General features: G+C 55.9%; 16 protein-coding genes. 10 read left to right on the forward strand and 6 right to left on the reverse strand.

Features of this window, described 5'->3' with window-relative positions:
* Both AC2FFH_RS13455 and AC2FFH_RS13460 read right to left on the reverse strand, forming a co-directional pair.
* Positions 1 to 423 (reverse strand): tellurite resistance TerB family protein, encoded by a 423-nt coding sequence (locus AC2FFH_RS13455; protein ID WP_058273455.1) that lies wholly within the window; start codon positions 421 to 423, stop codon positions 1 to 3.
* An 81-nt stretch (positions 424 to 504) separates the two neighbouring features.
* Entirely contained in the window at positions 505 to 972 is a 468-nt protein-coding gene (locus AC2FFH_RS13460; RefSeq protein ID WP_496767400.1) for an Lrp/AsnC family transcriptional regulator, read from the reverse strand.
* Positions 973 to 1,080: 108 nt separating this feature from the next.
* Between AC2FFH_RS13460 and phhA the strand changes: the two genes are divergently transcribed.
* The 5 genes from phhA (at position 1,081) to AC2FFH_RS13485 (ending at position 6,812) form a co-directional block, all read left to right on the forward strand.
* Positions 1,081 to 1,881: a phenylalanine 4-monooxygenase gene (phhA, locus tag AC2FFH_RS13465; protein ID WP_496767398.1), complete on the forward strand. Its 801-nt coding sequence runs from the start codon at positions 1,081 to 1,083 to the stop codon at positions 1,879 to 1,881.
* 7 nt (positions 1,882 to 1,888) lie between these two features.
* Positions 1,889 to 2,242, forward strand: coding sequence for a 4a-hydroxytetrahydrobiopterin dehydratase (locus AC2FFH_RS13470; protein WP_496725901.1), 354 nt, complete (start codon positions 1,889 to 1,891; stop codon positions 2,240 to 2,242).
* Positions 2,243 to 2,363: 121 nt separating this feature from the next.
* On the forward strand, positions 2,364 to 3,938 hold the full coding sequence (locus AC2FFH_RS13475; RefSeq protein ID WP_496844587.1) for a lysine--tRNA ligase: 1,575 nt from the start codon (positions 2,364 to 2,366) through the stop codon (positions 3,936 to 3,938).
* 48 nt (positions 3,939 to 3,986) lie between these two features.
* Positions 3,987 to 4,388 (forward strand): DUF4864 domain-containing protein, encoded by a 402-nt coding sequence (locus AC2FFH_RS13480; protein ID WP_496778854.1) that lies wholly within the window; start codon positions 3,987 to 3,989, stop codon positions 4,386 to 4,388.
* 135 nt (positions 4,389 to 4,523) lie between these two features.
* A complete protein-coding gene (locus tag AC2FFH_RS13485) occupies positions 4,524 to 6,812 on the forward strand; it encodes a glycosyl hydrolase family 28-related protein (RefSeq protein ID WP_496844588.1) in 2,289 nt (762 codons plus the stop codon).
* Positions 6,813 to 6,833: 21 nt separating this feature from the next.
* On the opposite strand, the gene AC2FFH_RS13490 is transcribed toward AC2FFH_RS13485, so the two are convergent.
* Positions 6,834 to 7,517 carry a hypothetical protein gene (locus AC2FFH_RS13490; RefSeq protein WP_496767389.1) on the reverse strand — a complete coding sequence of 228 codons (684 nt, stop codon included), beginning with the start codon at positions 7,515 to 7,517 and terminating at the stop codon, positions 6,834 to 6,836.
* Positions 7,518 to 7,639: 122 nt separating this feature from the next.
* Here AC2FFH_RS13490 and AC2FFH_RS13495 point away from each other — a divergent pair, with 122 nt between their 5' ends.
* Together AC2FFH_RS13495 and AC2FFH_RS13500 are read left to right on the forward strand one after the other, a co-directional pair.
* Entirely contained in the window at positions 7,640 to 7,966 is a 327-nt protein-coding gene (locus tag AC2FFH_RS13495; protein ID WP_058278712.1) for an antibiotic biosynthesis monooxygenase family protein, read from the forward strand.
* Between the two features lie 65 nt (positions 7,967 to 8,031).
* On the forward strand, positions 8,032 to 8,439 hold the full coding sequence (locus tag AC2FFH_RS13500) for a universal stress protein (protein WP_496725906.1): 408 nt from the start codon (positions 8,032 to 8,034) through the stop codon (positions 8,437 to 8,439).
* Here AC2FFH_RS13500 and AC2FFH_RS13505 read toward each other — a convergent pair.
* Complete coding sequence (locus AC2FFH_RS13505) at positions 8,424 to 8,927, reverse strand: HugZ family pyridoxamine 5'-phosphate oxidase (RefSeq protein WP_496844589.1); 504 nt, start codon at positions 8,925 to 8,927, stop codon at positions 8,424 to 8,426. The two genes, AC2FFH_RS13500 and AC2FFH_RS13505, sit on opposite strands and share 16 nt — an antisense overlap.
* Before the next feature lie 114 nt (positions 8,928 to 9,041).
* Here AC2FFH_RS13505 and AC2FFH_RS13510 point away from each other — a divergent pair, with 114 nt between their 5' ends.
* The 3 genes from AC2FFH_RS13510 (at position 9,042) to AC2FFH_RS13520 (ending at position 10,265) form a co-directional block, all read left to right on the forward strand.
* Positions 9,042 to 9,473, forward strand: a complete 432-nt coding sequence (locus AC2FFH_RS13510; RefSeq protein ID WP_496767385.1) for an excalibur calcium-binding domain-containing protein — start codon at positions 9,042 to 9,044, stop codon at positions 9,471 to 9,473.
* Between the two features lie 97 nt (positions 9,474 to 9,570).
* Positions 9,571 to 9,861, forward strand: a complete 291-nt coding sequence (locus AC2FFH_RS13515; RefSeq protein WP_170414756.1) for an antibiotic biosynthesis monooxygenase family protein — start codon at positions 9,571 to 9,573, stop codon at positions 9,859 to 9,861.
* A gap of 50 nt (positions 9,862 to 9,911) precedes the next feature.
* Positions 9,912 to 10,265 carry an MmcQ/YjbR family DNA-binding protein gene (locus tag AC2FFH_RS13520; protein ID WP_496844590.1) on the forward strand — a complete coding sequence of 118 codons (354 nt, stop codon included), beginning with the start codon at positions 9,912 to 9,914 and terminating at the stop codon, positions 10,263 to 10,265.
* Here the strand turns inward: AC2FFH_RS13520 and AC2FFH_RS13525 are convergent.
* Both AC2FFH_RS13525 and AC2FFH_RS13530 read right to left on the reverse strand, forming a co-directional pair.
* Positions 10,262 to 10,969: an ORF6N domain-containing protein gene (locus AC2FFH_RS13525; RefSeq protein ID WP_496844591.1), complete on the reverse strand. Its 708-nt coding sequence runs from the start codon at positions 10,967 to 10,969 to the stop codon at positions 10,262 to 10,264. The two genes, AC2FFH_RS13520 and AC2FFH_RS13525, sit on opposite strands and share 4 nt — an antisense overlap.
* 117 nt (positions 10,970 to 11,086) lie before the next feature.
* The gene (locus AC2FFH_RS13530; protein ID WP_496844592.1) at positions 11,087 to 11,779 is read right to left on the reverse strand and encodes a hypothetical protein; all 693 of its coding nucleotides are present in this window, start codon (positions 11,777 to 11,779) and stop codon (positions 11,087 to 11,089) included.
* Between the last annotated feature and the right edge of the window lie 26 nt (positions 11,780 to 11,805).

Consider the following 11,805-nt stretch of genomic DNA (forward strand, 5'->3'; position numbering starts at 1 on the left):
TCAGGTAGTGTGACGTGCCCGAGCGCCGCGTTCGATCGCGGCGGCATGCAGGCGATCAATGCTCAGCTCGTAACGAATTTCTTCAAGCAGGCGCAGCTCGGATTCCGCCAACGAGCCGTCGGCGGCGGCCACATCACAGGCCAGCGCATAGGCGGTTTCGTTCAGCCGTTCGGGCAGGTTGTCACGGATCAGGCCGAACAGCGCATCCAGCCCGTCTTCTTGTTCAAACAGGTCAAACACAGTTTGCGAAACGCGGCGGGTTCGGTCGATGTCATACTCGGCAAAAACCGGCAGCATATTGACCGCGCCTTCGATCTTGACCAGCTCAGCGGTGCGGATGGTCTCATCAGACGCAGAGATTGCAACCATGATCGCTACAAGGCAATCCTGTGGGGACATTGGATGGGGTACTTGTTCGGTCATGGTGTCGTCCTGATTAGGCTTTCTGCGTCAGCACGATAGGTGGGCAAGCGGGCAGGTTCAACGGGTTTCGCTTCGGCGAGGCTAGAGAATGGGCAAAGGACCGCGCGTTTTGGTTTGCCGCAGTACAAAATTGCTGCGTGTGTCGCGCACAAGGCCGGATTTCAATAGTCGCTGCATAATGAAGTGCTCAAGTTCCTCTGGGGTTTTGGCGTAGACTTTCAGAATGAAATCATGATCTCCGGTGATCGAGGCACACTCGACGATCTGAGGTTCGGTTTCAATCAGGCGCAGGAACGCATTGATGCTGTCCTCTTGATGTTCGCGCAAAGCCACGTGGACATAGGCGATGGCGTTCAGCCCAACGGATTTGGCGCGCACCTGCGCTGTGTAGCCAGAGATTATATCAGTGGCCTCAAGGTCGCGCACTCGCCGCCAGCACTGCGACGCGGATAGCCCTGTGCGATCTGCTAGGTCCTGCATGGACTGGCGGCCATCCATTTGAAGCTCTTGCAAAATGGCGATGTCGGCAACTTGAAGCGTTTGTTTCATAAAAAATCACTCCGCGATATGTATTTGCCAAAACTTTCAGATTTATGTGCGACTATAAACCAATTTTCTCAATCCAAGGGGGTAAACTCTTCACAAGGAGAAAAAGTGATGCCCAAGTCGACCAAATATATCGCCAAGATCGCCGATGCGCGCGGCCATATCGCGTACACGTCAGAAGAGGATGCGGTTTGGGCCGACCTTTACGCAGCCCAAGAGGAAAATGTTCAGCGCTATATGGCGCAGGACTATCTGGACGGGTTGAAAAGACTGGATCTGCCCAAAACCACCGTGCCGTCTTGTGCCGATATCTCTGAACGGCTTCTGGATATGACCGGCTGGCGGGTCCAACCGGTGCCTGCGCTGATCGGGTTCAAGACTTTTTTCGGCATGCTGGCGGACAGGGTCTTTCCCGCCGCATCCTTTATCCGCTCGCGCGAAGATTTCGACTATATCGAAGAGCCTGACATCTTTCACGAGATTTTCGGTCATACGCCCCTGCTGAGCGATCCCCGCTTTGCGGCTTTCAGCCATGCCATTGGGAAGGCCGGGGTACAGGCCAGCGACAAGGATTACTCTTGGCTGATCCGACTGTACTGGTTCTCAATCGAATTTGGTCTGCGTCGTCAGGATGGTGAGATCAGGGCACTGGGCTCAGGGCTTGCGTCTTCGCCGACCGAGCTTGTCTATGCTGTCGAGAGCGATATCCCCGATCGGGACCCGTTCGACATTATGGCAATCCTGCGCACGCCCTATCGGATCGACATGCACCAAATGGGCTATTTCGTGTTAAACTCACCTGAGGAGTTGTTTGCAGCTGCCGAGCGCGACCTGTTGCAGGACGTGCGCAAAGCTCAATCCCTTGGATTGCTGCCGAACAAGTTTCCGGAAAAAGCAACCGCAGCGGAGTAAACGGATCATGACCACATCAGGAGAAACCTGCAGTCTGTCGGACCGTACTTGTGTGCCCTGTTCCGGCGGCGTCCCGGCTTTGACTCGCGATGAGGCCAACACCCATTTTGCGGAGCTCTCGTCCGACTGGCAACTGGACGTGGATGCAAAGATGCTGAGCCGGCACTTCAAGTTCAAAGGCTTTGCCAAGGCGACCTATCTTGCAAATCTCTGCGCTTGGTTGGCCGATCAGCAGGGGCACCATCCGGATGTCTGCTTCGGGTGGGGATATGTGGATGTCAAACTGACGACCCACGAAATCGGCGGCCTCAGCGAAAATGACTTTATCTGGGCTGCGAAACTGGACCAGTTGACAGCTTAAATCGTCCTTTCCATCAGGAAAAACAGCGCGCTTTATTGACTCATGCTGCACCGGCACAATAGGAGGGGTCGGTCGGTTGCATCGGGCGACCGACACTGTTTTTCCCGATGGAGCAAATCTGATGTCTGAACTGCGTGAAACCGCGATGTCGTCCAAGGCCTGGCCTTTTGAAGAGGCGCGCCGGTTGCTCAAACGCTATCAGAAAGGTGCTCCGGAAAAGGGATACGTGCTGTTTGAAACGGGCTATGGTCCCTCAGGTCTGCCGCATATCGGCACGTTTGGCGAAGTGGCGCGAACGACGATGGTCAAACGCGCGTTCGAGGCGCTGTCGGACATCCCGACGAAGCTGATCTGTTTCTCGGATGATTTGGACGGCATGCGCAAGGTGCCAACCAATGTGCCAAACCCCGAGATTCTGGAACAGCACTTGCAGCGCCCGCTGACCTCGGTGCCAGATCCCTTCGGCACGCATGACAGCTTTGGCGAACATAACAACGCGATGCTGCGCCGTTTTCTGGATACGTTTGGTTTCGAGTATGAATTCTACTCGGCCAAGGAATTCTACGAGTCCGGACGGTTTGATGAGATCCTGAAGCGTGCGGTTGAGCGTTATGACGAGATCATGGCGATCATGCTCAAAAGCCTGCGGGACGAACGTAAGCAGACCTATTCGATCTTCCTGCCGCTGCACCCCGAAAGCGGGCGGGTCATGTATGTGCCGATGAAAAAGGTCTGTGCTGAGACCTACACCGTGACCTTTGACGATGAGACCGGTAAAGAATGGACGGTTCCTGTCACAGGCGGCCACGTCAAGCTGCAGTGGAAGCCGGATTTCGGCGCGCGCTGGGCTGCGCTGGGCGTTGATTTCGAGATGTACGGCAAGGAACACGCCACGAACGAAAAGATCTATGACGCGATCTGTCGTGCGCTGGGTGGCCGCGCGCCCGAGCATTTCTCGTATGAACTGTTCCTGGACGAAAACGGTCAGAAGATCTCCAAATCTTCGGGCAATGGTGTGTCGATCGACGAATGGCTGACCTATGCGCCGACCGAAAGCCTGACTTACTTCATGTATCAAAAGCCCAAGACGGCCAAGCGGATGCATTTCGACGTGATCCCGAAGGCATATGATGAATATCATCAGCAATTGAGGGCGTATCCGGGACAGGATCTGAAAGCACAGCTGAACAATCCCGTCTGGCACATTCATGGCGGGAACGTTCCGGAATCCACCCTGATCGTGCCATTCGCGATGCTGCTGAACCTGGCGTCTGTGTCCGGGGCCGAGGACAAAGAGGCGCTGTGGGGCTTTATCCGTCGTTATGCGCCCGAGGCCACGCCCGACACGCACCCGGATCTGGATCAGGCTGCTGGCTTTGCCGTGCGTTACTTCAACGATTTCGTCAAACCCACCCGCCAGCACCGCGCGCCGACCGATCAGGAACGCGAAGCGCTGGAGGCTCTGAAAGCCGCGCTTGAGGCGTACGATGGCCCGGTCGAGGACGAGTCGCTGCAATCGGTGGTGTATTCCATCGGGCGGGAACGGTTCGACCCGATGCGCGGCTGGTTCACTGCGCTTTATGAGGTGCTGCTGGGTGCCTCGCAGGGTCCACGCTTTGGCGGGTTTATTGCCCTTTACGGCGTGCCGGAAACCATCGCATTGATCGACAAGGCTTTGGCCGGGGATCTGGCCTGATTTGACCTGAAACCGCATGGGCCTACTCTTTCAACAGGAGGTGGCCCCATGCGTCGTTTACTACTTGCTGTTTCGCTCAGTGCCGGACTGGCCACGGGCGCGTTCGCCCAAAGTGCCGAGATCGAGGCAAATATTGCGGCGCAAATACAGGCGTTTAAGGCGGATGACTTTGTCACGGCCTTTACCTTTGCAAGTCCCAACATCCAGAACTTTTTTGGGACGCCCGAGAACTTCGGAGCCATGGTCCGCAATGGTTATCCCATGGTTTGGAGACCTGCCGAAGTTCGCTTTCTGGAACTGCGAGAGGTTGCTGGCGCATTGTGGCAGAAGGTCATGATTACGGATGGCAATGGGCAATTGCACGTTTTGGATTATCAGATGATTCAGCAGGAAAACGGCTGGAAGATCAATGGTGTGCAACTTCTGGGAAACTCAGATCCGGCCGCTTGATGCAACACCACCGTCACGGTGATATGAGCGGCGGTTAATCCCTATTCGGTACTCAGACTTTTGCGTTCGGGCAGCCCCGGACACTGGGTTTGTGCGCGCGGTGACCTGCTGCGCGCAATTGGGAAAGGGATTTCTATGAACAAGGCAATCACCGACGGCATCGTCTTCATGCCGCCTGCTTTTGCGAATGGTCTGAGCGTCTGGTCCAGAGGCGACGGGACACCGGGTTCGCCAACCTATAACGGGGCACCAAATGGGGCATTCGTTCCGGCAGACCCGGATTTCGGCGGCTGTCTGGAAATCCTGAAAGTGCAGGCCACGCAACAGCTTCGCTATATGGGACAGACGCCCCTGATCCCGGGATGCTATTTGCAAATTAAAGCACGTGTCAAAGCCATCAGCGGTCCCTTGCCGCAGGTTCGTATTGCGGCCTGGGCTGGCGGGGCAGGTGACCTGCAGGTAAACGGTGTGGTCGAACAGGGACCGGTCACGCAGCTATCGGGCTATGGCACCGTCCATGAAATCACAGCTATCGTTGGCAATGGTCAACGCTCGGGCGTCGACATGCCCTGGGGCGTTGCTGCGCTTTATGGGCATTTTGGCTTAAATATCGATGGTGCCAATGGTTCGGTCATTCGGGTCGATGATATCGAGATTACCGATGTCACCAGTATCTTCTTGCGCGAAATGATCAGCACTGTCGACGTGCGTGACTATGGTGCAATCGGCGATGGTGTGGTCGACGATTCCGTAGCGTTCGAAGCAGCGGATCAGGCGGCTGGCGGTCGCAGGATTTATGTCCCGAAAGGCACTTATTTTCTGGCGCAGAACACGTCGATGTCGTCCGAGATAGATTTCGAGGGCACTATCAACATGCCCGACGACAAGATGCTGTTGCTGACAAAGAATTTCGACCTACCGGCTTACATCGCAGCATTCGGGGACGAGGAGCTTGCGTTCAAAAAAGCGTTTCAGGCGTTGTTGAACAATTCGGATCATGAATCGCTGGATATGGGCGGGCGCAAAATCTCGGTCACAGCGCCAATTGACATGGCCGCTGCCGTTCCGAACCGGCAGGGCGGTTTTTCGACCCGGCGCATCGTCCGTAACGGGCAGTTCGATGTCAAAAGCAGCGCGGCCTGGGATACCGAGACCTTCACCTCGGTCGCAACCTACAACCCGGCGGATTCGACCAAGCTGACCAATGTGGAGAACATCGCCAACATTCCGGTTGGCGCGCTGGTGCAGGGCAATGGTGTTGGGCGTGAAATCTATGTGCGCTCCAAGGATGTCGGTGCCGGAGAGATCAGGCTGAATGACCCGCTCTTTGATGCGGCGGGGACGCAAACCTTCACGTTCCAGTCGTTCAAATACCTGTTGGACTTCAGCGGCTTCAGTACGTTGCGCAAATTTGGCATGGAAGAGATCGAATTTCAGTGCAACGGCCGCAGCAGTGCGATCCGGCTTGCGCCGTCTGGCAGTACCTTCGCGGTGACGAATTGCTTTATCAGCCGGCCCAAAGATCGCGGCATCAGCTCGCACGGGACCGGATGTCAGGGGATGCTGATCGACAATTGCCAGTTCCTGTCGACCGAAGAATCCTTCAACGTGTCCGACCGCAAATCCATCGCGTTGAATGCCAATGCAAACGATATCAAACTACGGCACAATCGCGCCGTGCGGTTTCTGCATTTTGCTGTGTTGGCCGGATCCAACAACCTGATCTTAGGCAACCACTTTTTCCAGGGTGACAGCATTCCGCAGGGTATCCGCAGTGCCGGGCTGATCATGACCGGGACTTATAACAGCTCGACCATTTCCGAAAATTATGTCGACAACTGCTTTGTCGAATGGACCAACGAGCGGGATGCAAACCCGGTCTACACAAGCGGATATTCCTTCAGTTCGATGACAATTTCGGACAACATCTTTTATGCCAGCGAAGTCGCGCCGTGGTTCAGTCAGATCGTCATTCGCCCTCATGGGGCCGGGCACTATCTGAACGGAGTGGTCGTGACCGGGAACAAATTCAGGTCAAGCAGCGGTCGTATCGACCGGGCCGACCGCGTCGATACCAGCTTTGCCGATCTGAACCATTCGGCGCATCTGAACGTGATTTTCGAAGACAACACGTTCAATGGCATCAACGCAAAGGTGGAAAACCCGTTGCGGATCCGACGCTCGCAACAATCGGCATCTTCGGTTTGGACCATTCCTGCTGACGGCCGGTTGCCCTTTGGCGGCAAGGCACGCGGATGCGATGCGGTTACGGTGTTGGGGCCGCTCAGAAATGCGGGCGGGCAGATCGTTCATGCCACGCCCTATGTCGAGCTAGAGCAGGGCGCAAATCAGGACACCATCCAAATGCGCTGGCCTTTGCCCGTCAGTGGGTCGGTGTCGGCCATCATGCGTATGGAATACTAAGCGGCCCCCATCACGGGCGTCTTAGAATGTATTCCAGATAGCCAGCCTGATGCCCGTATTCTTGCGGGCATCATTGCGTTCCAAGCCCAGAACCCATGTGGTGGGGCTGTCCTTGGTGCGGATCATGATTGAGGGCTTGATCCTCCAGTGCAGGGGGTGGTCGCTTTGGTACGCGGTTTCGATCTGCAGCAGGGGGTTAATAAGGCGCGGGGATGACAGGCCTGCAGTAAGGTCCAACTTGCGATATACCGCATCATGCGTTCGAAATTCCAGTGCAGCGTCAATGGCGATCCAGCCATTGCCCCAGCCGGTCTGAAACCCCTTGCCGTACGAGAGCGTGGCTTTGTACAAGGCCCAGGCTCGCATCTGGCGATGATGGGCACCGATTGCAATCTCGGCAGCAAAGCGCCCTGACTTTTCGAATTCGGCGACAGGCAAGCGGGCAAACACCAGAGCATGCCCATAAATGTCGCGGTGCTCTTCAACGTCCAGGCCAAGCGTTAGCTTCTCCCGCAACCCGTACTCGGCATAAAATGACCCTTTGTAGTCGTATCCGTAATCCGGTTCCTTAAACGCCGTTACGGCAGTCGATACAAAAGCTGCGCCCTTGTCCCGCAACCAAGCGCCAGACCAGGCTGGTGAGGCTGCCAACAACAAAATCAGAAGGATTGAAACCTGGCGCATGCGCGCAGCATCCGCCAGCATGGTTAACGGATCGTTAGGATTTGGCCGAATTCTGCAGGAATTCTATGCCGCTGAATGACAAAGGAAACACAAGACCTTTTCAAAACCTATGTTAAGTTTGAAACAGATAGAGGAGAATCCAGATGCCGAAGATTGCCAAAGACGCCAGCGTCCAGACAGTTATCACGACCTTTGAGATGACGCCCGGCACCTGCCAGGACTTGCTGGAAGCTCTGACGGACGCTTATGCGGAATTCATCTCGAAACAGCCCGGATTTGTCGCTGCGGGACTGCACGTGAATGACGCGCAGACGCGGATCGCGAACTATTCGCAATGGGAACGCCGCGAGGATTTTCTGGCCATGCTGCGCACCACGGAAATGCGAAACCGCAATCGGCAGATTAACGAGCTGTGCAAAAGTTTTGAGCCGGTGATGTATGAGGTGGCCGGGACTTTTGGTGGAGCCTGATCTGAATCAATGCCTAACAGCCTGAGATGGTGCAGGATTCAGGCGTGAAAACGGAGGTGCGCGTCATGTATCACAATATTCTTGTCCCCATTTCCTTTGATGCCGAAAGGGATATCTCGGGGCCGTTGAAGCTGGCCGAAATACTGGCGACATCGGATGCGCAGGTCACGTTGCTGCACGTGGTCGAACACATCCCGAGTTACGCCATTTCCTACATGCCGCCAGAGTATCTGGCCGAGGCACGCAAGGCGCTGCAGATGGAACTGGACGCGCTTGCCGAAAAACTGCCCAACGCCAATGGTGTTCTGGTCGAGGGTCATTCGGGCCGGACAATTCTTGATTGGGCGGTCGAACATAAGCCCGACCTGATCATCATGGCGTCTCACCGTCCCGGGATGCAGGATTTGTTGCTGGGTTCTACGACCAACCATGTGGTGCGCCATGCGGCCTGCGCCGTTCATGTGGTGCGCTGATCGGTCCAGATATCGGTTGGGGCAAGGCGCCATGCCTTGCCAAAGCCGCCGTTCAAAACGGCATCGGAAATGGTGAACGTGACAAACCCGAAATCGGTGAAGTCCGCATAAAGCTTGGCTTTGGGCCTCAGGCTCAGATACCGGGCGCGCAGCGCGGCGTGTTTCTCTGTCTTTCTGGCGACGAGCTGCGCGTTGGCATGCAGCGTCAGCCTTGGGTGCGTCAACGGATCGCCTGTATCACCGGGCTCACCAATCAACAGCGCACAGGCCGGATTGGTGGTCAGTGCCCGGGTATGGTCGGCCAGGGTTGAGATCAACGTGACCGGCCGCGCTCGATCATCCGTTGCAAGGGCTACGCGCGACACAGAAGGTAACGCCGTATCAGGGTGCAACACGGCCAGCGCGCCGAACGTCGCGTTTTCGATCAGGTCGCGGGCCATTTGGCAGGCTGTTTCATCAACCGGGCGATACGGGTCGGTTTTGGTCATCGGTATTTTAGCCTTGGGGGTACATCCGGATGCAACATTATCCGCATAGCGACCTATACGCGAGAGGGACATTCGGGTCTCGGTTTTGCCACAAATCCGGGTTAGGTGTCCGGTATGGCGCTCAATGATTCCGAGCAAGGCTCGAATAAGAAAAACTCAAGAGCCGCAGCGCGACATCGGCGCGCGGATGCGCAGCGCAGACGGGCGCTGTCGCCTTTTCGTATTATTATCATGATCCTTATGTTGCCCGCGACCACTGCGGCGATCGCGGTGGGTGTTTTTTTGCGGACATCAGAATTCGAAGGCCCCGATGCCCTGTTGCATCTGGTGGCCTTGGCTGGCTGCCAGGCCGCCGAAGCCTTGGTGCCGGGGCCGTACTGGGACGGTGAGCCGGGATACCACACGCGCAACGATACGGATGGAGATGGTGTGGCCTGCGGGGCGACGGCTCCTCAGTTCGCAATCCCCCAACCGGCTGCGGACCCTCAACCGGCTGCGACGGCGCCTCAACGGCAGGTGGGTTCGGCCAAGTTCGTCCGGCCCTGATCACCTCGATCCGAAACATTCGAATCTATGCTATAGTGCGCGTGACGCGCCGCTTCGGCCGTCAGTGGGGGATTTCGCCCTGAAAGGGAGGAAAGTCATGTTTGCACGTATTACGCAGTTCAAAATGAAGCCTGGCATGCGGGATGCTGCCGAGGCCAAAATGAATGAATTGAAAGACCAGATTATGGGCATGGAAGGCATGCACAGCTTTACCAATGTCATGAATGAAGACGGCACTGGATTTGTCGTCGCAGTTGTCCAAAGCGAGGAAACATCAAACGCCAACGCATCCAAAGTGGCCAAGCTTTGGGGTCATTTCGCCGAGTTTCTGGAAGGCCCACCATCGCCTGCGGGGTATGACGTCGTGGTCCACTGGGACAAGGGATAAAACCTCGCCCAGCGCTTGCCAAACCACACCCAATCGCCAAAATTGGGCTGATGACCCGCGATGAATTCAACAGCTTTTGTGCCAACCTCAAAGCCACCAGCCATGTGGTGCAATGGGGTAATGCGGATGTATGGAAAGTAGGCGGCAAGGTTTTTGCGCTCTGTGGCTGGAACGACGGCAAGGATGCTTTCACTTTCAAAGCAACCGATCTGGCTTTTGAGGTGCTGGGCAGCGAACACGGCATCCGCCCAGCGCCCTATCTGGCGTCGCGGGGCATGAAATGGCTGCAGGTCTATGACGAACGCGGAATGAGCGATGCGTCGCTGCGCGAGCATATCGTGACGTCCTACGAGTTGGTCGTGGCGAAGCTGACCAAGAAATTGCGGGCGGAATTGGGTGTTTAGCCCTTCATCGCCTGCAGCAATTCCAGCAGTTGTTTTCGGTCGCCGTCATCCGTGTAGTCACCGGTGGCCAGACGCTCGGCAATGCGCAGGCGCAGGCGTTCTTGCTGGGTGCGCACCTCTTCGCCTGCGGTCTCAGCCAGAGTTTTCATGATCATCGCCACCGCTTGTTGACGCTTGGTGGTGGGGTTGGCGATATAGTCGACAAGGCTCTGTTGCCCGGAATCGAGGATGTTTTCGGCCAGATCGCGCAGCTGATCGCCATTGGGCAGCAGCGGGGCGGGGGCGTCCTCGGGCGGCAGAATTTCCGGCACGCTGCGCGGGGTCTCGGCCAGAGCATTTGCGCCGTCGACGAAGGCTTCGGTGATCATCCGCGTGATCTTGATCGCGCGCGGGTCCTTGAACAGGGCGGATGCGATGGCCACGCCGTAATCCGTATAGACCCACGGATTGACCCGTCGCCCACCACGGCCTTTGGGTTTTGAGATCACATTCTGTGATTGCAAATCGGCGACCTCGGCATCGGTCAGCTGAAAGCGATACCCCTCGAATAGGTCCTTGTTACGCGACACGGCCTGATTGAAGGCGCTGACGGATTTTTCGTAGAACTGCGCCAGATCCTCGGCCAGCACCACGCGGGTGCCGCGCACCCGGTGAATGGCGCTTTGGACCTCATGCGTGCTGGGCAGATTTTTGGGTTTCGTCATGGCAACCGATTGGAATCACAATTTGTGATTTCAAACGTGGAGGAATGCGCGCTGGGCTGCAAGTTTGAAGCGTGGGGGAGCGCGATGGATGTATCGGAAGCTCGGTCCACGGTTGCCTTAAGAACTATCCACTAAATTGCGTCGGCTTTGCTTGCAGTAGAACCTGGCCAATTCAGGATTGCCCCGACCAAACCGAGAGTCAGGCGGCAACGAAACCCAGTCCCGCTGCCTATAGCTCCAAAGATAGGGCCAGTCGCTAGAATCACATGCGTAACCATGGGGATTTCTGTTGTCCGAATAACCTTCTCTGGCGGATCGAAAAAAAGAGTATTGCTCGAAGCCTAGTAAGTCGGCTTCTTTTGCTTGTGACGCCATTCGCTCTTTCACAATTGAGTTCTCAATTGAGGCGGGTACAAAAACGGCCAAGATAGAACCTGCAAAAGTGACCAAAACTCGTGTAATCCTTGCGGTCATGAATGCGAGAACCAGTGTTGCCATCAAGACTACTAGGGCGCCCACCAAAAAGTAGTTAAGGTTTGCGGCAACGAGATCTGGAAGCGCATAAAACCAGACGAAGGGCCACAAAAACAGTGTCAGTAGGTGCGAAAATGGATCGCCTATCGGGTTGCCAAAGCACAGTATTGCAGTAATTGAAAACGCAGATGCCAGCAAAAAAATGGATCGAACGATTGTCGGTTCTCGCTTCCCGGTAAAAACACTGAGCCATACCCAAATTGTTGTTATGCCTATGCTGAGCGCGAGAAGAAAAAACAGGCAGATGGCGACTATAGCACCCATGAGATCGAACAACTTTTAGTTAAATGTTTCGATTAAAC

Source organism: Ruegeria sp. YTSC003 (assembly GCF_059609785.1).